Annotated in this window: 24 protein-coding genes and 2 pseudogenes; 3 read left to right on the forward strand and 23 right to left on the reverse strand. The window is 34.4% G+C overall.

The features are described 5' to 3' along the window. Positions 1–9: 9 nt before the first annotated feature. Complete coding sequence (locus DWZ63_RS03945; protein WP_118498779.1) at positions 10–1854, reverse strand: fibronectin type III domain-containing protein; 1845 nt, start codon at positions 1852–1854, stop codon at positions 10–12. Between the two features lie 402 nt (positions 1855–2256). Here DWZ63_RS03945 and DWZ63_RS03950 point away from each other — a divergent pair, with 402 nt between their 5' ends. Then, complete coding sequence (locus DWZ63_RS03950; RefSeq protein ID WP_022014843.1) at positions 2257–2727, forward strand: LytTR family DNA-binding domain-containing protein; 471 nt, start codon at positions 2257–2259, stop codon at positions 2725–2727. 157 nt (positions 2728–2884) lie between these two features. Next, positions 2885–3631, forward strand: coding sequence for a hypothetical protein (locus DWZ63_RS03955; RefSeq protein WP_022014842.1), 747 nt, complete (start codon positions 2885–2887; stop codon positions 3629–3631). A gap of 96 nt (positions 3632–3727) precedes the next feature. Here the strand turns inward: DWZ63_RS03955 and DWZ63_RS03960 are convergent, their stop codons facing one another. The 21 genes and pseudogenes from DWZ63_RS03960 to DWZ63_RS04055 form a co-directional block, all read right to left on the reverse strand. Next, positions 3728–5116, reverse strand: a complete 1389-nt coding sequence (locus tag DWZ63_RS03960) for a hypothetical protein (protein WP_118498780.1) — start codon at positions 5114–5116, stop codon at positions 3728–3730. A gap of 181 nt (positions 5117–5297) precedes the next feature. Then, entirely contained in the window at positions 5298–6125 is an 828-nt protein-coding gene (locus DWZ63_RS03965; protein WP_118498781.1) for an HD domain-containing protein, read from the reverse strand. 29 nt (positions 6126–6154) lie between these two features. Continuing rightward, on the reverse strand, positions 6155–6979 hold the full coding sequence (locus DWZ63_RS03970) for a hypothetical protein (RefSeq protein WP_118498783.1): 825 nt from the start codon (positions 6977–6979) through the stop codon (positions 6155–6157). A 463-nt stretch (positions 6980–7442) separates the two neighbouring features. Continuing rightward, positions 7443–7748 carry a hypothetical protein gene (locus DWZ63_RS03975; protein ID WP_147353199.1) on the reverse strand — a complete coding sequence of 102 codons (306 nt, stop codon included), beginning with the start codon at positions 7746–7748 and terminating at the stop codon, positions 7443–7445. A 91-nt stretch (positions 7749–7839) separates the two neighbouring features. After that, a pseudogene (locus DWZ63_RS03980) lies at positions 7840–8067 on the reverse strand (GNAT family N-acetyltransferase); the annotation flags it as partial. Between the two features lie 280 nt (positions 8068–8347). After that, positions 8348–8485, reverse strand: a pseudogene (locus DWZ63_RS03985) (AAA family ATPase); the annotation flags it as partial. A gap of 180 nt (positions 8486–8665) precedes the next feature. Next, positions 8666–9484 (reverse strand): MATE family efflux transporter, encoded by an 819-nt coding sequence (locus DWZ63_RS03990; RefSeq protein WP_347474821.1) that lies wholly within the window; start codon positions 9482–9484, stop codon positions 8666–8668. Positions 9485–9622: 138 nt separating this feature from the next. Then, positions 9623–9769: a hypothetical protein gene (locus DWZ63_RS03995; RefSeq protein WP_243020475.1), complete on the reverse strand. Its 147-nt coding sequence runs from the start codon at positions 9767–9769 to the stop codon at positions 9623–9625. A gap of 82 nt (positions 9770–9851) precedes the next feature. Next, positions 9852–10442 (reverse strand): HD domain-containing protein, encoded by a 591-nt coding sequence (locus DWZ63_RS04000; RefSeq protein WP_055945201.1) that lies wholly within the window; start codon positions 10440–10442, stop codon positions 9852–9854. Between the two features lie 553 nt (positions 10443–10995). Further along, positions 10996–12111 carry a 5-methyltetrahydropteroyltriglutamate--homocysteine S-methyltransferase gene (locus DWZ63_RS04005; RefSeq protein WP_118498787.1) on the reverse strand — a complete coding sequence of 372 codons (1116 nt, stop codon included), beginning with the start codon at positions 12109–12111 and terminating at the stop codon, positions 10996–10998. A 220-nt stretch (positions 12112–12331) separates the two neighbouring features. Then, a complete protein-coding gene (locus tag DWZ63_RS04010) occupies positions 12332–13513 on the reverse strand; it encodes an MFS transporter (protein ID WP_118498789.1) in 1182 nt (393 codons plus the stop codon). Between the two features lie 255 nt (positions 13514–13768). Beyond that, positions 13769–14329, reverse strand: coding sequence for a CinA family protein (locus DWZ63_RS04015; RefSeq protein ID WP_243020476.1), 561 nt, complete (start codon positions 14327–14329; stop codon positions 13769–13771). A gap of 36 nt (positions 14330–14365) precedes the next feature. Beyond that, a complete protein-coding gene (locus tag DWZ63_RS04020; RefSeq protein ID WP_312032823.1) occupies positions 14366–14488 on the reverse strand; it encodes a beta-galactosidase in 123 nt (40 codons plus the stop codon). A 140-nt stretch (positions 14489–14628) separates the two neighbouring features. Further along, complete coding sequence (locus DWZ63_RS04025) at positions 14629–14835, reverse strand: Txe/YoeB family addiction module toxin (protein WP_082440774.1); 207 nt, start codon at positions 14833–14835, stop codon at positions 14629–14631. Positions 14836–14989: 154 nt separating this feature from the next. Next, on the reverse strand, positions 14990–15199 hold the full coding sequence (locus DWZ63_RS04030) for a DUF6198 family protein (protein WP_055945214.1): 210 nt from the start codon (positions 15197–15199) through the stop codon (positions 14990–14992). A 93-nt stretch (positions 15200–15292) separates the two neighbouring features. Then, a complete protein-coding gene (locus DWZ63_RS04035) occupies positions 15293–15787 on the reverse strand; it encodes a hypothetical protein (RefSeq protein ID WP_118498791.1) in 495 nt (164 codons plus the stop codon). 135 nt (positions 15788–15922) lie between these two features. Next, complete coding sequence (locus tag DWZ63_RS04040; RefSeq protein WP_055945220.1) at positions 15923–17212, reverse strand: AAA family ATPase; 1290 nt, start codon at positions 17210–17212, stop codon at positions 15923–15925. Between the two features lie 112 nt (positions 17213–17324). Beyond that, positions 17325–17591 (reverse strand): hypothetical protein, encoded by a 267-nt coding sequence (locus DWZ63_RS15530; RefSeq protein ID WP_147353200.1) that lies wholly within the window; start codon positions 17589–17591, stop codon positions 17325–17327. Positions 17592–17668: 77 nt separating this feature from the next. Then, positions 17669–18205 carry a TIGR00730 family Rossman fold protein gene (locus tag DWZ63_RS04045; RefSeq protein WP_118498793.1) on the reverse strand — a complete coding sequence of 179 codons (537 nt, stop codon included), beginning with the start codon at positions 18203–18205 and terminating at the stop codon, positions 17669–17671. Further along, positions 18174–18413 carry a hypothetical protein gene (locus DWZ63_RS15620; protein WP_055945225.1) on the reverse strand — a complete coding sequence of 80 codons (240 nt, stop codon included), beginning with the start codon at positions 18411–18413 and terminating at the stop codon, positions 18174–18176. The genes DWZ63_RS04045 and DWZ63_RS15620 overlap by 32 nt, the downstream gene beginning before the upstream one ends. Before the next feature lie 18 nt (positions 18414–18431). After that, complete coding sequence (locus DWZ63_RS04055) at positions 18432–19397, reverse strand: Gfo/Idh/MocA family oxidoreductase (protein WP_055945228.1); 966 nt, start codon at positions 19395–19397, stop codon at positions 18432–18434. A gap of 319 nt (positions 19398–19716) precedes the next feature. On the opposite strand from DWZ63_RS04055, the gene DWZ63_RS04060 reads away from it, so the two are divergent. Then, positions 19717–21078 (forward strand): MATE family efflux transporter, encoded by a 1362-nt coding sequence (locus DWZ63_RS04060; protein WP_055945230.1) that lies wholly within the window; start codon positions 19717–19719, stop codon positions 21076–21078. A gap of 152 nt (positions 21079–21230) precedes the next feature. Here the strand turns inward: DWZ63_RS04060 and DWZ63_RS04065 are convergent, their stop codons facing one another. Beyond that, positions 21231–22592 (reverse strand): MATE family efflux transporter, encoded by a 1362-nt coding sequence (locus tag DWZ63_RS04065; protein WP_055945233.1) that lies wholly within the window; start codon positions 22590–22592, stop codon positions 21231–21233. Positions 22593–22595 lie beyond the last annotated feature (3 nt).

Genomic DNA, 22595 nt, shown 5'->3' on the forward strand with positions numbered 1-22595 from the left:
ACATTTATTTTACTTAGCAAGCGTTTTAATCTTTAATGACTTAGACCACGGTGCAATAAGATACTTTGTTCCGGCATCTGTCTTGACCGCTGCCTTGTATCTCTGTCTAAAATAATATGTCGTGTTAGGTTTAAGTCCCTTAATAACAATAGATTTTCCTGTATATTTTTTTACATTTCCACCTGACTTAGTGATAGTTTTAGCATCTTTAAAATTCTTATTTGAAGAATACTGAAGTTCATACTTTGCATAATCTGTATAAAAATTCACTATCTTTACTGTATTTTTCGTAATATTCTTTTTCGTAACATACTTCTTCTTTTTCTTGTTATAAGATAATTTCGTTTCTGCCATCGGTTTTACATCTCTCTCAGGCGGTGCAGAAAGCGTCATATGTGCTGTATCACTTACTTTGCTTGACGGTCCGTAAACAAAAATATCTATCGTTTTTCTCTTATTAAAGCAGGACTTTTTTACCTTATAATAATTTGTTTCAACATCAGCATCTTCTATAAGTTCATAATTTCTGCTGCCCGGTATCTGTTTACTCGCTGCAAGAAGAAATTTATCCCATGAAGTAATAACTCCCACTTTATATCCCGTGCTGTTGTAAAGGTCATCCCAGCCAACGACATATTGATTATTAACAATATCTTTTATGTGCAGATTAGTAACCTTACTTCCACCGCTTACGGCTGTAGACTTTGAAAAGTATGCACTCTTTACATATGCTTTTTTACTGTTAAACCATATAGTTGTCCATGTATCGTCTGTCTCATCAGTGAAATATTCGACTGTGACATCGTTTTCCATTGCACCCAGAACCGTACTTGTCGTACTCTTTTCCTCATATACATTAAGTTCTTTACCTGCAGCAAGTTTATAAACCTTGCCTTCCTTAGTTTCCTTTGGAACTTTTGTATCTTTATTATATAGATTCACATACTTCGCATTCACATAATAATATCCGGAACTTTTATATTTCATATAATCTACGGAATTTTTACCGTTGAAATATATCTTATAGTATTTTGACTTGTCACCTTTTGTCTTAGATTCTATCGGCTCTGTAGATACAACCTGAAGCTTTGTGTTAATCGGTACACGGTACGAATCCCCCCATGACGGTATTCCGTTAAAAAGTTTTATACCGACAAATGCCTTCGTTGTCTTGCCCTCTGCCTTAATAGTAACTTTCTCCCCATCCTTAGGGGTGGTGCTTTCATAACGACCCATATCAAGCCATACCTGTTCTCTCTTTACACGGTAAAATCCCGGACGGTGTGCCGTCTGTACAAGATAAGTTTTGCACGACTGAAATTCCGTAAGGTTTTTATATGGTGTATATCCTTCACTCCACACGATAACCCACTGGTCATCATAGGCAAGTACCTTGAATTTTGTGGTTTCATACTCTAAGAAAGCTGCACTGGAGTTATGATCACTTATCCAGTCTATTCCTCCACCGACTACATTTCCACTGCCGTTCCAGATATATTTGACAGTCTGGTTATTATCCTGTGGCAGATATTTGGATTTTATCGTTTTTCCCTGAATCTTCGTACCCTCCGGCACCGAATAAACAGTCTGCGTACTTCCTATCTTTGCAACATTGTCAGTGCCAACAAGATAAGCCTCACCCTTTACCGTAAAAGTGTTTGTATCGAGATACTGTTTGTTAAACTGAGACATTGATGTGTCATAAGCCTTAGCTTCAACCCCCTGTGATGATACATATCCTGCACCAAGTGATACTGCCATGCTGAATATAAGTACCATACTGCACAGCTTTCTCCATCCGTTGATAAATACAACTTTTTTCTTTTTTTCATTCTTTTTTAAATTGTGTTTCATAAGCATTTTCCTCCCTCTTTCAAACAAATATTTGCAATCCGCTGTGATTTTGCTGTAAACATACCAGAACCCTTCTGATACAAGCAAGCCCTCACCAATCATTTATGGCTATGCACAATAAAAGTTGGTGATTTCCTTGATAGTATTTTAAATTATATCAATTTTCATATGCCCATACAAGCAGGTAATCTATCATTTTTCACCTCTTACCATCAAAAATCTACCTCTTGCCAAAATCCTATTTACATAAAATCTCTCATATGTTTTAATCTTATCATGTAAGGGACATCAATATAGGCATTTGCTAAACTATCATATCTATGACTAAAATAAATTCAATTTTATATTGAAAAATGATATTTTGCAATTACCTGAAATACTATAAAAGGGAGAATGAAAAAATTGAAAATACTATTAGAAATGACAGATGAAGGCGAACCTGAAATCATCATCAAATGCCACAAACTTACACCGGATATTATCAAACTACAACAAATGCTTGCCAGCTATGATGCCGGAAACGGCAGTTTAAACCAGATAATTTTTTACAAGGGCGATACCGAATATTATATGAACCTAAATGATATATTATTTTTTCAAACAGAAAGTTCTGTTATATATGCTCATACTGCAACAGATGCGTATGAAACCAAATATAAACTTTATGAACTTGAAGAAATTCTCCCGGCAGCCTTTATCAGGATATCAAAATCAGCCATAGTAAACAGCAGTCTTATCTACTCAATACAGAGAAACCTTGCTGCATCAAGTGTTATATCATTTAATAACACGCACAAAGAAGTTTATGTTTCAAGAGCATATTATAAAATGCTGAAAAATAAAATGGAGGAGAGGCGATTTCACAAATTGTAAAATCATCATACACTAAATTATCATAAATAATAGCATTACATATTACACAGCATTTTAAATCATTTGACATAAACCTGTCATATTACGGTACCGGCAAAATTTCAACAATAACTTTACACATTTTAGTGCCATATCAGGCACGGAAAAGAGGTTAAACATGAACAGAAACAGAAATTCAATTTTTTGGGGGCTTATGCTCATCGCAGTAGCCTGCTATCTTATCTTATGCCAGCTTCACATTGTAACACTTGCGGTAAGCATAACTAAACTTATATTAGGTGTTATCTTTGTCGGAACAGCGATAAATTCAATTATAGAAAGAAGTTTCGCAGGTTTCTTCTTCTCACTTGCCTTTTTATGGATAATATTTGACAACATTTTAGGACTTCCGCATATATCAACAAAAATTGTTATTATTGTTGCTTTACTGCTGACAATAGGTTTTTCAATGTTGTTTCCAAAAAAGAATTTTAACTATAAATATTCAAACCAAAACAAGCACGCAGAATGGGACGATTATGATGACCCTGACAAAGTTGGCAGACATCAGACTGTATTTAATGAAGATACAAACGATACTTTCTATGGAAGTAACCGCTTTGGAGCATCAGCTAAATATATAAACACGGGTGATTTTAAAAAAGCAGACCTCGACTGCTCATTCGGAGAACTCAAAGTTTACTTTGACAGTGCAAAGATAATATCTGAGTCTGCTGAGATCCATGTCAGACAGAGTTTTGGTTCTACACAGCTTTTCATTCCAAAAGAATGGCAGATTATACCGAAAGCTTCAGTTTTTGCAGGTGCTATAGAAGAACGAAATCGCAATAAAAGTACCGGTTCACCTGTTGTTTATCTGACGGGAGAAGTTAAATTCGGAAGTGTGATAATTACTTATGTATAAAGTGTATAAAAGAGCAAGCCTTTCGGCTTGCTCTTTGTATAAATTTCATTGGAAAATCATAATGCTCTCTCTGAAAAATGCCGTTGGTATAATTTATTAATCTATAATAGTCACCACCCTGAGTTTTATAATACTCTCACTGTAATTTGTCAGTCCATAATAATCTGTACCATAATCTTTAAGATAAAACTTATATGAATTTCCACATTCTATCTTTGTCATATTTTCCACAAGACTTATTAAGGTATCTTTTCTTCCACCAAGTGTTTTTATATAAATAATCTCTGACTTTTCTTTTCCTTTTTCAACTCTGTCAGCTTTTACTTTCCATATAGTATATAAATTATCCTCAATAACTTCATATGAGTAATCTATAACCTCACCTATTACCACAACATCGGATGCTTTTTTTAATTCTTTCTCCGTTCCATATATTTTTTCATCCGCAGCCATACGCCGGACAGATGCCGTATCTGCTAAAGCAAGCACATCCTTTCTGTTGATGCCGCCATATTCATATATAGAAGATTTTTTTAGTGCCATTGCAGACTGTGTTGTATTTACAAAACCATAATCACCATTTCCATAATCTTTCAATGCAAATACATATGACTCTCCTACATTTATGTCAGCCGCACCCGATAATATATTATCTCTGCCATCTATTTTTCCACCAAGTCTTTTTGCATATATCGTACTGCTGCAATCACCCTTATATTTATCCTTAACTTCAATCTTATATATCGTATATGGCATTTTCTCTTTATCTGTACCTGTTTCAAGCATTTTTGTTTCCTGTGCAGCAACAGTTCCCGAAACAAGTATATCCGCCGCCTTTACAAATTTTGAAGCCTTATTGTACTCAGGTTCATCTACACTTATATAATTTACGGTATCGTCAGTCATACTATCTGATATATCATAAGCAGCTTTACTGCTGTATTTTCTTTTTACATTTGAAACATCGAAAACCTGTGGCTCATATATTTTATTTCTGTTTCGTCCGTGATTCATAAGAGACATATCATATCCCGCTGGTGACTCAACCGGATTGTCCGCAAGCCAATATAAATGCCCTATTTCATGAGCAACCGTACTCTGGGCAAATCTATTGAAATTGGAGGCATCACCTGATATTGTTCTATGATTTATCTTTATACCTGCTTTGCTTATATAACCATTATCTAGCTGCAATATTTGCGTAAGACCATACCAGCTATCGGCATAAGAATCAACTTCCAAAGTGCTGACAGGATTTGCCGACTGGGCTACCTTAACTCCTGCACCTGAATTATTCCATGATTTTATTGCATTTTTAATAATCGTTGCCCATTTGTCACTAAAACCACTCACTTCTGACACAGTAGCATTTTTGCTTTGCAAACCATAATCAATATATACGGCTGCTTTTGAAATCGATGCACTTTGAAGTGAAAGCACTGCGACCATCGCATATGCTACAATTTTTTTTCTAATCTTCATCATACAATCTCCTCCCTTTTTAATATTTAAAATACGCTACATTGTTCTTACAATTACATTTTACCACATTAAATGTTTCTTGTGTGAAATCATGTCTAAATGGTCGATTTTAACGCCTAAATGGTTATTTCCATCTTCTAACATCCATCTGTCATAACTTATTACAGTTGAAGAAATATTCCAACTAATTTTTTGTTCTCAAAAAATCGTCCATATCTCTGTTAAGTAACTCAAACTGTTTTACCGTTTCTTTATTAGCAGATTTAAAAGAAAGCATCTTTTTAAGATAACCCTGCTCTTTCACTATCTTAAAACTCTCATTATAAACAAGTTCAAACACAAGTGCCGCATGACCGACAAGATTGTCTATAGGTGTCTTTTTAAGACTTCTAAGTACGGCATGATGCTCCATAAATGCCGTCATAACCTCCCCAGTCACTTTAGAATTTTTAAGAGCTTCCGTTGTTACATCATAAATAACCTCAAGTGTTACATCATAATTCACTTTTAATATATCTATCTTGTCAGCATCCCTTATAATATTGCAAAACATCTGTACTTTTTCAGGAAGTCCTTCTTCAATGCGATATGCACTGTGATTAAAAATCGCAGTTTTTAATATATCAAGCTCCGAAAATTCCTTTTTTAACTTATCTTCTGATTTATCATCTTCAATATCTGCCTTTGGTTTAGTTTTATCAACAAATTTCCATATAAGCCCCTCATCAAACAAAAGTTCAACTCCATAGTGTGCATGGTCTATGGAATCGGCATCCGAAAAAGTCCCATAATTTTTTAACTGTTCAAATCTGCCTATATCATGCAACATACCGATAAGCCACGCAAGGTCTGTATCAGATTTATCAAGTCCAAGTGATATTGCTATCCTCTCACTAAGAGCCGCCACCCGGTAGGTGTGGTCAACCTTAAGTTTAATCTTCTCATCACTTGTATCATAATTATCAGTATATTTTTTAAAAGTGTCTTCAACATTTTTTCTGTCAATGATCATTAGAAATCTCCTTATTTTACATCGTATTGTTACTTAACTTCTTCCAATTTATTTCTGTTGATATAAATATTATTTATCTTCTTAATATCTAACAATTCATCAAATTCTGCTGCATACTGAACTTTAGTTATATCCTTGTACCTTTTACCGGATTCACTGAGCATATTATCACTATTGCTAAAACTATTAATTGTTTTGTCATTTTCATCTTTTATTGCGATTACAAGCTCATCCATAGTAGTATCTGTCAAAAATCTCAGACCTAATGGTGACAGATATAATACACCATCTTTTGACTTGAATTTTTTACAATTTTCAGCAAATTTTAAATCAAAATTATACTGCTTATATTTCTTATTGATTCTCTTTGCTGTATCTGTAATCTTTATGCATTTGTTTAAGTCTGTATCCTGCCAAATTTCATTATTTATCTCAAAAGAAACATAAATATATAATTTATTCCCTTTATATTCTGCATATTTAGTAAATGTACCTGTTGCTTCATACTCAAATGTAAAACGATTATCTTCTCCAAATGATTTTATTGTATTATTTTTTTTGTCGATATCTGCATCCACTTTATTACCATTTTTATCGGAAACTGAAATCACCAGATATCCAAGCTGTGTTTTCTTTTCACACAGGCTTTCTTTCAGATTAATAATATAATTGTCAATTTCAATTTTTTGATTTTCTCTTGTTAAAAGATTATTTGTTATTTTCTTCTGTACAGCGTTGTTATCAGCAAAGAAAAATTCAAATAAATTTTCATTTGAATATGCGTATGTAACAATATTTGCCACTAAAAATACAATTACGATAATACTTAATGGTATAATTATTTTCTTTTTCATATCTATGTTCCTCCTCATCCTTATATCCTGTAACATAAATGTAGCTTATTTTATTAAACAACTTGTTCAATGATATTATACTTTATTTATTTATCAATTCCATGCAAAGACTTTTAAACTATTATTTAGTATTATTTATAAATGTATTACTCTCAGACACCAGCCTGTCAAATAATCACAAGAAATGGATACTGAAGTAGCAGCTAAAGTGCGAAATCATGGCAAGTATATAGCACTCTACGCTAGACACTGAACTAGAAAATATTCGTACAAATTTGCCGAAAATACGATATAAGTTTTGTTAAAATTTCTATTTTACTTTTAATGAGTATTATATATAATATAAGCAGATGCAATAGCAAACTTACTGCCCACTTGCAAACATGAACATGACATTAGCCATTATCTGTCAGACCATGCATCAATGAGTAAATCTTGTAGGATGTGAACAGATAAAGTCATTTTATAATGCCTGCCACAATTCTTTCCATTCACTGCCACTGCATGAAACAAAATATTTCATCCAGTGACTTGTATTTTTGTTGTAATTTTCACCGATATTAACATCGCGACTCATTTCATCTTTTAATATAATAAGATTTTTATATGATATTTCATCACTTGAAAACCTCTTAACATAATATCTGTATATCATTTGAAGCTGTTCTTTTCCCTGCTCAAAATCTATATTTTCAATGCAAAATTCATTCATGTTTGCTATATGTTTTTTTATGATTTCATCATTAGATTTGTTTATATATGTTTTCATTTTTCCATTTCCTGTCATTTATCTCCTACATCATATCTCATTTTAGGAGATAATTCAATTTTTAGGAGATAAAGTTTACTATATTAAACTTTTAAAGCACATGATAATACGGACAAATATCTTCATAATGCCCATCTTTCATACGAAATCCACCCGATATTGTTCCGAGCTGCTCAAATCCGAGTCTCTCATAAAGATGTCTTGCATGAATATTTGACGCTACAACAGCATTGAACTGTAATACTCTAAAACCATGCTCTTTTCCCTGTGCAAGACAATCTTTAACTAGTTTTTCGTGTATTCTTTTATTTCTATGTTCATGATTTTGTCTCCTTATATTTTTCTCTAATGATTATTATATCACAAATTCGCAATGCAGGAGAACCTGTTCTCCTGTACCGAATTTGTGAACGACAAAATCATATAACACAAAGTGCTACAGATGCGAAACATCTGGATTTTGGAGTTGAGTATATTATAAATTGCAAACCGCATATAATGGAATATTTTCCATCCAGCCCTGATCAATATACTTTTTTGATGAAAATCGTACTGCTTTTTCGGGATGATATTTCTCAAAATATGCTTTCAAACTTTACGACTTTATCATAATATTTTTTTCCAAATTCTTTCATTAACCATGTTTTTCCAACCTGTCTCGCACCCATTAAGAGCAAAGGTTTTCTGTTTTCTTTTTCTTTCCACTGCAAAAGACTTTCTATCGCAAATCTATACATTCATCATCACCTCTTTAAAAGAGTATATCACATTTTTTCCGTTCTATTCAACATACCGCTCTACATTTTTTCTGACCTAAATCATACTTTATTCTACACTTTTTCCGACCTAAATCACACCTTATTCTACACTTTTTCCAACCTAAATCACACTTTACTCTGCACTTTTTCTGACCCAAATCATACTTTACTTATACTTTCCACTTTATTTCTTCTTATTCTCTTTAAAAATACATATCCAACTGCACAAGCTACTACTTCCGTTATCGGAAATGCCCACCATATCAATGAAATTCCCATCTGACCGTTTCTTACAAAAATTGAAAAAATACCCGCCAATGGTAAAATAATCACAAATTGTCTGAGAAGCGAAATAACCAGTGACTCGATGCCACCGTCCAACGCCTGATATATTCCCTGATATGCTACATTTATTCCTGCAAAAATAAAACCTATGGAAATAATTCTCATTGCTCCAACAAAATATCCTCTTGATTGTCCTGCATTAAATAAAGTTGCAAAAGCCCCCGGAAAAATCTCCGTAATTGCCACACCTACAATCATAAGTACAATCGTATAAACAAGTCCGTATTTGATTCCGTCATTTATCCTCTTTTTACTCCTCATTCCATACCCAAAAGCAATAATTGGTGTGATTGCATCTCTAAGTCCAAAGGCGAGGAACAGTACAAACTGCTGTACCTTATAGAACAATCCATATGCTGTCTGTGCTGACGAACTGAACTTCAAAATCAGATTCATCACATATACCATGATAGACATTAATGCCTGTGCAATAATTGCAGGGAGTCCAATCGCATAGATTTCCCTGATAATTCTGCCATTCGGTTTCATGAATTTTACTCTATGCTCAAATTCATTATTTAATTTAATATGGAAAATAAACAACAATACAGTAGATACAACCTGTCCGATTACAGTAGCATATGCAGCACCCTCTACTCCCATCTCAGGAACCGGACCAATTCCATAAATCATGATTGGATCAAGAATAATTTATCAATATGTGTGATAAGACACACATAAAAAACGAGTAACAAAACTGGATTTACGCTAGTCTGCTACTCGTTCGTTAATTATTATATTTGTGTTTTAAAAAAAAGTCAAACAAAAATCTTATTTTAACTTCGCTCCATCCCCACCTAATACGCTCTCATCAACACTTACATTTTTAATTCTGCCAAGATACTTATTGTCATCTATGACTTTGATAAGTTCACATTCAAGAGCTACCGGAAGTTCCTTGATAACAGAACCCGACATTACATTTTTTCCCTAATAGTAGACTTTTATCTGCTGACAAACACGATGCTATAAAGCGTACGAACACTCCTATAAAATATTTTTAAATCGGCTTTATGTTCCCTTTAACAATGTTCTCCTTTATAATTCTGTCAATAACATCATACAGACGCTCAGAGCCAAGTTTTGTTTTGCTCTGTCTGCCGTACACCTGCTCTGCCGTCACACCATGTTCTCTCCAGTCACCGCCACCATTACTGTTATTTAAGATTAAAGGCTGGAGATTGTCCATCGCATGAGCAAATTTTGACTCCGCTGTCTTAAATTCCTCAAACTCATCAAACAGCTTTATAAGTTCGTCTTTCTGTTCCTCCGGGAGTATTGAAAATATCCTCTCTTTTGCCGCATCTTCTCTTGCTTTCTGCGTCTTAAGATTTTCAGCATCATACGCATATGTATCACCTGCATCTATCTCCACTATATCATGTATCAGGCACATAAGCATAACTTTTCCAATATCCACCGGTTCATTTGAATACTCTTTTAACAGATATGCCATGATTGCCATATGCCATGCGTGTTCCGCATCATTTTCATTTCTGCCGTGACCTGACAGATGTGTCTGTCTGAATATATTTTTTTCCTTATCTATCTCCAATGCAAAATCAAGCTGTTTTTTTAATCTTTCATCCATAAAACTCTGCCTCCTAAAAATAAATCAAAGTCTGATAACCCGTGTCATACTTGCAATTATAGTAAAATTAAAACTTTGCTTTTAACAACTCCGCAAATTATTCAATATAATACCCCAAAGTATTCTTATACCTCTAATTGTTACATTATTATTTGATTTAAACCTTTGCATTACATTATAACATTGCTTATTTTTATTTTCTACCTTTGCAAAAAGCAAACACAAAATGGTGTCTTTTCTATTTATTTAGATAAAGCTTCACGCTAATAAAATCTAAATACAAAATAATTTCTTTTTTGTTTATCCAAATAAAATTTTACGCTGACAAAGAAAAAAAGACAGAGGTTTCTGCCTACTATTCACCTATATATCTCCAGACATTTGCAAAACTTTCATATATATATATATACATAAGTCAAGCGAATATTTTCAATCTGCTTTTATACTTGCTCATAACACAATATATAATTAGTTTCTTTATTGCCCGATATATAGTGTAAATAGTAACAGCTCTAAAACCCTCTGTCTGTTTTGTTTTAACGGTAGTCTTTCTTTATTTCCAGACTTCTTCTGCTATCTCTTTCACAAGTGCAAGTTTTGCCCACTGCTGTTCTTCCGTAAGTTTATTTCCAATCTCACACGAAGCAAATCCGCACTGTGGACTTAAACATAAACGGTCAAGCGTAATGTATTTTGCAGCCTGTTCAATTCTTGCCTTTACGGTTTCCTTGTCCTCAAGTTCAGGTTTCTTAGTTGTTATAAGACCAAGAACAACTTTCTTATCAGGTGAAACTTTTGCAAGCGGTGCAAATCCACCGGATCTCTCATCATCATACTCTAATAAAAGTGCATCAACATTTTCCTGTGCAAATACATAATCTGCAACTGAATCATAAGGTCCGCTTGTAAAGAATGTAGAATGATAATTACCTCTACAGATATGTGATGTTATAACCATATCTTCCGGTTTCTTTTCAAGTGCAAGATTATTTACTTTCAAAAGCTGTGCCTTTACATCTTCAATATCAAGTCCGAGTGATTTATATCTCTGTTTTGCGGCATCCCCTACAATCGCACCCCATGTGCAATCATCAAACTGAAGATTACGGCATCCAGCCTCATAAAACTGTGCGATAACTTCCTGATATGCTGTTCCTATATCCTGTATAAGCTCATCATCCGCCTCATAAAACTCTCTTGTCTTAGCAATATTCTGAGGAACTATCATCTGCTGGTACATCTGTGCTGGTGCAGGAATCGTGTATTTAGCCACTGTATTCTCATCCTCAAACTGCTTAAGAAATTTAAAATATTCCACAAATGGATGTACTTTTGCCTTAACCCTGCCAACAAGATAAGTGGCTTCAAGGTCTGCCATCTCTCCATTAAACTGAACTCCGCCGCCCTTTTTCTCATGAGCAACACCTTCAAATCCCCACATAAAATCAAGATGCCAGAACTTTCTGCGAAATTCTCCATCTGTTATAGCATGAAAGCCTGCTGCTTTCTGCTTTGCGACAATGTCACGGACGCAGTCATCTGTTATTTTTTCAAGCTCGTCCTGTGTAATCTTACCTGCCGCAAAATCAGCCTTAGCATCTTTTAATTTCTGTGGTCTTAAAAAGCTTCCTACAAAATCATATCTGAATGGTGTTTTTAATGTACTCATCTGTATAACCTCCTGTTTGTTTCTTTGTTCATACTTATGTTAAAGTTTTAAATACTAATTTACGAGTAACAATATGTTAAGCGTATATTTGTAATTCGCTCTGCTGCTTGCTCGTAACAATACTTTTGTTTTTCTGAAGTTATATTATCATTTCACCATTACATATGTATAATATCTTTATTTTGTAGTTTGCCATAGTTTAAAACTATGGCAGGAAGTTTCATTGCTTCACTTTCATAACTTTCAACATACATACTGATATTACCAGAACTATCGGAAATACACATCCTGCAAGCATTCCTGCTTTGAGATTATTACCGGCATTTTGTGTTACAAATCCAACTATTGCAGGTCCTATCGAACCTCCCATATCTCCTGCCATTGCCAGTAATGCAAAAAGAGCTGTTCCTCCTGCTTTTATCCTTACTGATGTTATGCTTATCGTACCAGGCCACATTATGCCGACTGAAAAACCACATATTATGCAGCCTGCAAGACCGGCAATGGGATTGACTCCAAGTCCCGCCAGCAGATAGCATACAAGACACAACACCCCTGAACCTGTCATAAATTTTATAAGGTCAACTTTTTCTCCGTACTTTCCATAAAACAATCGGCTTATCCCCATTGCGACTGCAAACAGACACGGTCCCATAATATCTCCGACACTCTTAGGAAGTCCTAGTGCCGATTCTACATAGGCTGATGCCCACTGTGCCATTGAGATTTCGCTTGCACCTGCACAGACCATAAGTATTATAGAAATCCAGAATATCGGAAGTCTGCACAAGTCTCTTATTGCAAGCCCCTCTCCTTCTTCTGTCAGCCGTTCTATAGGACAACTAAGGAAATTAAATACATTATAAATAGGAACTAACGCCCATATGCAGGCGAGTGTCCGCCAGTTTTCTATTCCAAATACAGCAAAGAATGCTGTCGATAAAAGTATGACTCCTACCGACCCCCAGCAGTAAAATGAATGAAGCAGGCTCATTACACTGCTTTTATTTTCAAACGGACAGGCTTCTACTATCGGACTTACAAGCACTTCTATAAGACCGCTTCCCATCGCATAAACAATAACGCTTATAATAATTCCTGCATACGCATTTGGCAAAATCTCCGGCAATATTGCAATTCCTATAAGTCCTGCTGCCGAAAATATTTCAGATGCAACAACGCACTTTCTATAACCGATGCGGTCAACAAATTTGGCACAGAACAAGTCTATTAAAAGCTGCGTGAAGAAAAATGTTGTTGATATAAATGCTATCTCGCTTATCGGTATTCCATATGTTCTTTTAAAAGTTAAAAACAACAATGGTGCAAAATTCGCCGCTATCGCCTGTGTAATAAAACCAAGATAACACGCAATAAGAGTTTTTCCGTATTTGTCTTTCATTTCTGTTTCCTCCAATTTTTCCTATGTTTTACCGCAAATGTAAATATCAGCAACTAATTATGTATTGTGCTGTTTGAATATTTATACTTTTGCAGTTTTACCATAACCTGTTTATGTATTTATATTTTTTTGTATTATATTACATTTTTTTAGGAAATAATTGAAATATACAGTTAATTTCTAACATTATTTTATTATTTATATTTTAACATATGTTATCTGACACAAACAATATTTTACTAAGACTTCCCATACCTAAAATGGGATTCGCACCTTATTGGTGTGGGAAGTTTGAGTTATTAATATTTCCAGCTTCTCAAACACTTTTTCAGCATACAACAACTTAATCTCATGTCTGTCCATTCCCTTAACATCAGCATCAAACTCAAAAGAATTTACTTTTTCACCTGCAATTATACAAAAATATACTTTTCCCTGAACACTGTCTGCATTATTGGGGTCAACATTTCCTGTCGTTCCCGTTATACCGATTGCTATATCCGTATTCAATTTTTCCTTAACAGTCTGTGCCATTGCCTTAGCACACTCGTTTGAATACACACCGTATTTATTTATTATACCTTCATCCACACCGACAAAAATCTTAGTCTGATTAAGATAAGTCACATATCCGCCCGGAAAGATTGCTGATGCCCCCTCCGTGTCGGTTATCATGGATGCAATAAGACCTGATGTGCAGCTCTCCATCGTTGATATTGTAGTGCCGCTGCTTATCAGTTTTTTTATTAAATTGTCAATTTTATTTTTCATGTTATTCTCACTCGCCCCCTGTAAATCAAACTTAAATACTTTCATGACTTTTTCCATATGGGAAAAATCAAAAACACCCTCCTACGGCTCACAAATGCTCCATGCAGCCTCGGCAATCCTCACAGTATTTATACCTGCTTTTTTCATCATTTCAATATCTTCATCTAAATGCTCATATGGCATATATTCATCATAATATACCACTACAAAAAGAATTTCTTAATTCAGAAATGAAGATTATTATGTTGAGTAAAATAAAATTAACAAGGCTGTCACATTAAGTATATTCTATAGTACTTCTTGCGACATCCCTGTTAATTTTTTGTGCAGATAAATTATAAATTTTATCTTACATTATCATAATGAGTCCACATTCGGATAATTTTTATTGTTCCTTGATATTTTATATCATGTTCTGTAAACTCATCTTCATATACCTGATAGACCAACCGATGTTGTATATTTATTCTCCTCGAAATAATCCCATCAAGATTTCCTACCAGTTTCTCATATCGTGGCGGAATCTGATAAGGGGCATTTTTAATAATAATATATTATTCTCATCCGTAATTGTAAATCTATATATGTTTTGCTAATAAAACAAATATAGTTATCAATTTCATCAATAGTACACATACTTTTACAAATTGACGAAATCTATTATGTCATTTATATTATAGCGTACGCTTTGCCGTACATCAAGTATTATTTATAAAATTGCAGAAAACCTATTTCGAGTCCGAGAATTTTTCCAAGTGATAATCTCGGAAATACCTCACTAAATGCGTACGGTACACTTGATATTGCCGATATTCCGGAACCTGATTGCAGCATAAGCAATACGCCCATGCTGTTTATTATGATTACCAAAATAAGTGCTACCTCTCCTCTAAGTATAAGTCTTTTGTCTTTCATGTCTTACATCTCTTTTCTTTTTTATTGGATTTTTCCGCATGAAATTATAGTCCTTTTTTAGGAGATGGCAAGAGATATATTCACCAATGATTCCTAATATTTAAAATGCTTAACAAAATTATTTTCCAATAATTCAGGAGTATAAATATATGCTTCTTTAAAAATATATTTTTCTAGTTTTCTCATGTAATCTGATTGAAACTTTTGACCAGCCAAAAGACATTTACGCATCTTATCAGCATCTACAATATTTTTTTCCTCACTAACCACCAAAATATAAACTACATTTTCTTTTGCAAACGCAATAGGATTATCATAATTAAATGTATTATATTGCATATTATTCTTATCTTTAAGTTCATATAATATATCTACAATCCAATACCAGTTTTGAAACGCTTTTTTTGTTACGCAGTCTTTTGCTTTTGATATTTTTTGATTTTTAAATTCTATAAAATACCATATATCCTCAGAACTGATTGCAAACGCATCTGCTGAAGCAAGTGATTCACTTTCCTTAACAGAATCCGGAAACCGTGCAATACGATATACATTATGTGCAATCTCATCCATATCAATTATTTTCAAATCCTGCCTGTTATTTTCATAAACAAGTTTCTTATCACCCGTTCTTTTTGTTTCTGCCTTATCCTCTGAAGCACTTGAAAGCTCTGTTTCTATACATATTTGTCTGCAAATTTCTGAAACAACCCTTTAATCTGCTCATAATTCGTCATCTTCTGTTTCCAGTTCCTCTCTTAACCTGCTTAATAATAAAGTTGGGTCAACCATCTGTTTATATATCTTACTTATATTTTTTGTTACATTTTCAAAAACTGCTCCATTCTCCTGCATATCTGCCAGATAATAATTACATCTTTCGGATATTTCATATTTTTTTGAATATAACTCTAAAGCCTCCATAAAATGAGCACTATGCGTTGTTACAACAATATGAAAATCAAATTTTTTCTGCAACAATACAATTGTTTCTGCATATAACAACTGCCATTCCGGATGTAAATGTATTTCAGGCTCATCTAATACAATAACATCTTTATCGCTCAGATTTCCATTTAATAATAATTGTTTCAAAATCAAAAACGCTTTGACTCCCGTTGACAATGAAGCAACATCCAGTTCCTTAGAAGAATCATCAGCAAACTGGTACATATATTTTTGTTTTTTTACTACTTTTCCGGCAGCCACTCTGTTAATAATCTTGATAATATCCTCAAGTTTATTTGCTACCAATAAATCAGAAAACGCCTTTTCCTCTACTTCTTTGTCTTCTTTTTGAATCAACTTTCGTAAAATATTTCTCTTATGAAGCGAAAGTTCTGATATTCCAAATGTTAATATATGATTCATTTCGTCTATAACAAAAGGGTCATCTATATAAATGGAGTTATTTAAAATTTCAAATTGATGTTTTTCTTCTATACACTCATCTTTTTTAAAAATTAATCGAATATCTTTTTCTTTTATTGACAAAACTATTTCTGCCAGACCCTCTTTATCATATAAAGAATTTATCTCCCCATGAAATGATTCCTCAAAATAATTAGTATATATCGTCCTGCTAAATACTTCATCCGATATTTTTTTATTTTCCTCTAAATAACCAATTACTTTTTCTACAAAATCTGATTCGTCATCACTTTGTGGAAGCATACGCTCTTCATATTTTCTGCAGATTTCTTCCCGTTCTGCTGATTCACATTCTAAAAGGACCTTAGCAAATTCACTATAAGTACGCATTGTATAATGTCTGAATCTTAAATCATGTTTATATCTGTTTTGCTCAATTTCATTGCGTAACATATGTGACAACGAATCAATTCTTGCATTATTCATCTTTTCATCTATATTATATGTTGCATTGAAAACAGCGTCTAAAGTTTTGCCTATCGTACTTTTACCAATATTATTATTTCCCGCAATAATTGTGATTCCATCAATCTCAATATCAGCTCTTAATATTTTTGCAAAGTTTCTAATACTTAATTTCATTATCCTACCTCATTTTTAGCAACATTTTTTATTCAGTTATTATATCCTATATTATCCCAAAAATCCATCCGAAATACAAGTTGTAATTCACTATTCCCTCCCCATCTTAAACCTATGTGACGGACAGTAAGATTAAAAATATCGCACCAGCCGTCACTATCGCATCCTCGATAATATATAAAATAAGCACTTTCTTACATCTTTTTAATTGCCCTGCACCATAATTCTGTACAGTAAATATTGTGCATGCCTGGCTGAACGAATTTAACACATCAGAGGACATTTTATCACTTGTCGAGTCTTCACCGCCGTATCGGTTTGCCGCAGAACATTGCAGACTGGGCAGATACGGATGTAGACCATCTGAATATAACGGCAACTTACAATGTCGTACACGGAAGTCCTGCCACATTTGTTAAAAATAATTACTTTATTTTTTTATATGCATGACTTTCTCTATTTCCTACCCAATATCTCCTTAATCTGCTCAAGGTTTTCTACAAAATATATGCCCTCCTGCCGTTCCTCTGAGGACAATCCCATTTTAATCATATGTTCAAGAAGTTCTTTAAGCCCATTATAATAACCGTTCAGATTATACAAAATACATGGTGCATCAAGCTGCTTTAAAGATACTTTTGACATAACCTCTGAAATTTCTTCCAAAGTGCCTGTTCCACCCGGAAATGCAATAAATGCGTCCCCAAGTTCAATCATCTTTGTTTTTCTTTCTTCCATATTTTCTGTGACTATAAGCTTAGTTATCTCATCGTATTGCAATTCGGCATCAACAAAAAACTGTGGTTCTACACCCGTCACATCTCCACCTGCTTCTAATACGCTCTCAGCTATCACCCCCATAAGTCCTGACTTAGAACCACCGTATATAAGGGAATGTCCACTCTCGCCAATCCATGTTCCAAGTTTCTTTACTTCATCTACTAATGCCGGGTCATTTCCCTCAAAAGCCCCAAGATACACTGTAATGTTCATCTTTAATGTTCTCCGTTCTATTTTCTATTTTTTCTAAATACACAAAACCTTTATTCTCTGTTTTTGTTTTCTTAAATCTCACAAAACCTGACTTTTCGTACAACTCAATATTCTGTGAATATCTTTTTATCTCCTCAAATGCATTTGCACACATAAATAAAAAGCAAAAAAGGGACGGTTCATCCTTTGCGAAATGGATATACTCCATATCATAATTTGTCTGCTATCACATCTCCTCAGGATATTTAAAATTTCTGACACCCGTCATCATATCCATAACATCCCATGTATAATCAAGATGCATACATCCATGTTCACCATTTATTGCCCTCTCCATATCTTCGAGTTCATATACAAGGGCATCTGCATTTTCACCTGCAGTTATCTTTTGTGTTTCACCTGACTCGACATAATGTATCGCTGCTTCCCATGCTCTCGGATATTCCATAATCTCGATATATCCTTTCTCGCACGAAATCATTCCTCTTTTCGGCTGCTTTGAATGAAGTGAGAGCATGACCGACGCCATCTGACCTTCATCATTCATAAGCAATAATCCAACCTGTTCATCAACTCCAGTCGGTGCACTTTTTGTCTGTGACGCACATTTATCCGGTTTTGAATCCATAAACCAGCGTATAAATGAAAGGGCATACACTCCTATATCAAGCATTGCTCCTCCTGCAAGGTTTGGATTAAAGAAGCGGTTGTTCATGTCATATTCTTTAAAGCTCCCAAAATTCATTGTGATAAGATTTACTTTTCCAAGAACTCCCGAGTTGAGCATTTCTTTTAATTTTTTATAAATCGGCATATGATATATAGTCATTGCTTCTGCAACTACAACTCCCCTTTGTTCTGCCAAATTGATTACCCGGCTTAACTCACTTGTATTTAATGTTATGGATTTTTCCACAAGTATATGTTTTCCATTATTTATTGCCTTTATCATAAATTCATAATGAGTATTGTGCGGAGTTGTAATATATACAACATCCACCTCTGGATCTTCAAAAACATCATTCATATCCTCATACACTTTGTTAATATTGTATTTTTTTGCAAATTCAACGGCTTTCTGATGTGTCCTGTTCGCAACTGAATATATGCTCTTTCCCTTTTTTATCAAAGCTTGTGCCATCTCATTTGCGATTACTCCCGTACCTAAAACTGCCCATTTAATATCTTTCATAAATAATGCCCCCTTAGATGCTTAAAAAATATATTTAATTATTTGCAAAACTACTTATAAGTTGTATTATATTTTTTGCAATTTAATTACGGATATAGACAGTTTTACAAATATCTGAGTTTATAAGATATATTTTAAATATAGTTTAAATCATGCTATAATTATTTTCAACATATAACTGAGCGAAAGCAAGATTTGTTCTCTAACTGAAAATCAAGATAAAAACTATAAGTTGAAGGCAAATACTGTTTCTTCCACAGAAACTCAAAATAATGAATATTTAAACAAGCAAAAATACAAATGAAATCGAGGTATAATCATGAAACGCATAAATTTTGAAACCGGCACTGTAACAGGAAATATCTTAAATGCCGCTCTCCCAATGCTTGTAGCACAGATTTTAAGTCTTCTCTACAATATAGTTGACCGTATTTATATCGGGCGTATTCCTGAAATCGGAACTGCCACTCTCGGAGCCGTCGGACTCTGTTTTCCTTTGATAATGATAATCACAGCGTGCAGCAATCTTTTCGGAAGCGGCGGTGCTCCGATTTTTTCTATTAATCGCGGCATGGGTGACGATAATAAGGCAAATACTATTTTAAATACATCTTTTACAATGGTATGTGCAAGTGCAATATTCCTGATGCTAATCGGCATTGTATTTTCAAAACCGCTGCTCGTTCTTTTTGGAGCATCCCCAAACGCATTGACTTACGCAAGACCATATATTGTAATCTATTTGCTTGGAACTCTCCCCGCCATGGTATCTACCGGCATGAATCCGTTTATAAATGCACAGGGATATTCTACAACAGGAATGTTCTCCGTAACAATCGGTGCAGTTGCAAATATTATACTCGACCCGCTGTTTATCTTTGTGTTCGGGCTTGGAGTAAACGGTGCTGCCATTGCCACCGTAATATCACAGATACTCTCTGCTGTTTTTGTTTTCTATTTTCTTCGCAAAAAAGCTGAGATAAAGGTCAGGCTGCTGCATAAAAACGAATTTTCTTCCTGCCTTTCCATTGCCAAAAATATCATAACTCTTGGCACGGCAGGATTTATAATGCAGCTCACAAACTGTCTTGTTTCAATCTGCTGCAATAATGTGCTTTATGTTACCGGCGGGGATGTGTATATCTCCGTTATGACTATTATTTCAAGTGTACGACAGATGGTCGAAACTCCTATCTATGCCATAACAGAGGGTTCTTCACCTATCATCAGTTATAATTATGGTGCAAGACGCCCGGAGCGTGTAAAAAAAGCCGGCATAGTAATGGCTGTCATGGCACTTATCTATACCGGCATAATGTGGAGTATTATCATACTTGCCCCTAAATATTTAATTATGATATTTAGTTCCGATGCAACACTTATAAAAGATGTTGTGCCTGCATTGAAACTTTATTTTGCTGCATTTATTTTTATGGATTTGCAATATATCGGTCAGACCGTTTTCAAATCACTTAACAAAAGAAAACAGGCAATTTTCTTTTCACTTTTACGCAAAGTATTTATTGTTGTGCCACTCACATATATACTTCCATACGCTCTCCACATGGGAACGGACGGTGTATTTATGGCAGAACCCGTATCTAATGTAATAGGTGGAAGTATGTGTTTTATAACTATGCTGTTTACGGTACTGCCTGAACTTAACAGGATGAAAGAGTGAACTTTCACCTGTTAAGAACTCTTACACTTTCTGTATTTTATTTTGTTATCTTAGCTTTTTTATTCAATCCTTTCTGATATAGGAATTTCTTGTAAGTCTTTAAGCTCTTTGCAAGCTTTTTAATACCATTTTGTCATTTTTTCCTCCTTAATTCAAAAATCTACTTTATTCTTTCTGATTCTCTTTAAAAATATATATCCTGCCAGGCATGAAATCACCTCAGTTATTGGGAATGCCAACCAGATTATAGAAACTCCCATCTGACCATTTCTGACAAACAGAGAAAAAATCCCAGCCAGTGGCAGGATAATGATAAGCTGTCTCAAAAACGAGATTACCAATGATTCAATGCCCCCATCCAATGCCTGATAAATTCCCTGATAAGCAACATTTATTCCAGCAAACAGAAAGCTTACTGAAATTACCCTCATTGCTCCAATAAAATATTCCCTTGACTGTCCTGCATTGAACAAAGTTGCAAAATCTCCCGGGAAAATTTCTGTAATTGCTACACCAACAATCATAAGGACAATCGTATATATCAATCCGTATTTGATTCCATCATGAATCCTCTTTTTGCTACGCATTCCGTATGCAAAAGCAATAATCGGTGTAATTGCATCTCTAAGTCCAAAGGCGAGGAACAATACAAACTGTTGTACTTTGTAGAACAATCCATATGCAGTCTGTGCGGAAGGATTGAATTTCAAAATCAGATTCATCATATACACCATAATAGACATAAGTGTCTGTGCAATAATTGCAGGGAGTCCAATAGAATATATTTCCTTTATAATCCTTCCATCCGGCTTCATATACTTTGCTCCGTGCTCAAATTCTTTGTTAAGCTTTATATGGAATATAAACAAAAGTACCGCAGATGCCACCTGTCCGATTACTGTTGCATATGCAGCTCCCTTCACCCCCATTTCCGGAACTGGTCCAATACCATAAATCATAATTGGATCAAGAATAATATTCAACACTGCACCCACAACCTGCCCTATTGTAGAATATAGTGAACGCCCTGTTGCCTGTAAAAGTTTTTTAAATAACGAAAAGAAAATAATCCCAAATGAAATTACGCAGCATATTTTTAAGTAGTCTGTTCCCATTGAAATAACTTCAGGGGCAATTGTCTGTGATGAAATATATGCTCTTACTCCAAAAATTCCAAACAACAGGCACACCGCATAAATAATCACTCCAAGAAACAAACTGTTTCCAGCAACTTTTGCTGCTTTTTTGCTATTTCCCTGTCCAAGTGTTCTTGCAAGAAGTGCATTGGTTCCAACACCTGTTCCAATTCCAACTGCTACCATGAGCATCTGAACCGGAAATACAAGTGTAAGTGCATTAAGTGCTGCCTCACTTCCTGATCTCATATTTCCAACAAAGGCACTGTCTACAATGTTGTAAACCGCCTGCAATGCCATAGATAAAATCATTGGTATTCCCATCTGAACCATGAGCTTATTTACCGGCATCTCCTTCATCTTGTTACTTTCTGCCATTTT

This window comes from Clostridium sp. AF34-13 (genome assembly GCF_003477845.1).
GTDB lineage: Bacteria > Bacillota > Clostridia > Lachnospirales > Lachnospiraceae > Butyribacter > Butyribacter intestini.

Bases quoted from the DNA above. Each gene is read 5' to 3' on its own strand.
- DWZ63_RS03945 (WP_118498779.1), bottom strand. From the start codon at position 1,854: ATGAAACACAATTTAAAAAAGAATGAAAAAAAGAAAAAAGTTGTATTT.
- DWZ63_RS03955 (WP_022014842.1), top strand. From the start codon at position 2,885: ATGAACAGAAACAGAAATTCAATTTTTTGGGGGCTTATGCTCATCGCA.
- DWZ63_RS03960 (WP_118498780.1), bottom strand. From the start codon at position 5,116: ATGATGAAGATTAGAAAAAAAATTGTAGCATATGCGATGGTCGCAGTG.
- DWZ63_RS03965 (WP_118498781.1), bottom strand. From the start codon at position 6,125: ATGATCATTGACAGAAAAAATGTTGAAGACACTTTTAAAAAATATACT.
- DWZ63_RS03970 (WP_118498783.1), bottom strand. From the start codon at position 6,979: ATGAAAAAGAAAATAATTATACCATTAAGTATTATCGTAATTGTATTT.
- DWZ63_RS03975 (WP_147353199.1), bottom strand. From the start codon at position 7,748: ATGAAAACATATATAAACAAATCTAATGATGAAATCATAAAAAAACAT.
- DWZ63_RS03990 (WP_347474821.1), bottom strand. From the start codon at position 9,484: ATGATTTATGGAATTGGTCCGGTTCCTGAGATGGGAGTAGAGGGTGCT.
- DWZ63_RS03995 (WP_243020475.1), bottom strand. From the start codon at position 9,769: ATGTCGGGTTCTGTTATCAAGGAACTTCCGGTAGCTCTTGAATGTGAA.
- DWZ63_RS04000 (WP_055945201.1), bottom strand. From the start codon at position 10,442: ATGGATGAAAGATTAAAAAAACAGCTTGATTTTGCATTGGAGATAGAT.
- DWZ63_RS04005 (WP_118498787.1), bottom strand. From the start codon at position 12,111: ATGAGTACATTAAAAACACCATTCAGATATGATTTTGTAGGAAGCTTT.
- DWZ63_RS04010 (WP_118498789.1), bottom strand. From the start codon at position 13,513: ATGAAAGACAAATACGGAAAAACTCTTATTGCGTGTTATCTTGGTTTT.
- DWZ63_RS04015 (WP_243020476.1), bottom strand. From the start codon at position 14,329: ATGAAAGTATTTAAGTTTGATTTACAGGGGGCGAGTGAGAATAACATG.
- DWZ63_RS04030 (WP_055945214.1), bottom strand. From the start codon at position 15,199: ATGAAAGACAAAAGACTTATACTTAGAGGAGAGGTAGCACTTATTTTG.
- DWZ63_RS04040 (WP_055945220.1), bottom strand. From the start codon at position 17,212: ATGAAATTAAGTATTAGAAACTTTGCAAAAATATTAAGAGCTGATATT.
- DWZ63_RS04045 (WP_118498793.1), bottom strand. From the start codon at position 18,205: ATGAACATTACAGTGTATCTTGGGGCTTTTGAGGGAAATGACCCGGCA.
- DWZ63_RS15620 (WP_055945225.1), bottom strand. From the start codon at position 18,413: ATGGAGTATATCCATTTCGCAAAGGATGAACCGTCCCTTTTTTGCTTT.
- DWZ63_RS04055 (WP_055945228.1), bottom strand. From the start codon at position 19,397: ATGAAAGATATTAAATGGGCAGTTTTAGGTACGGGAGTAATCGCAAAT.
- DWZ63_RS04060 (WP_055945230.1), top strand. From the start codon at position 19,717: ATGAAACGCATAAATTTTGAAACCGGCACTGTAACAGGAAATATCTTA.
- DWZ63_RS04065 (WP_055945233.1), bottom strand. From the start codon at position 22,592: ATGGCAGAAAGTAACAAGATGAAGGAGATGCCGGTAAATAAGCTCATG.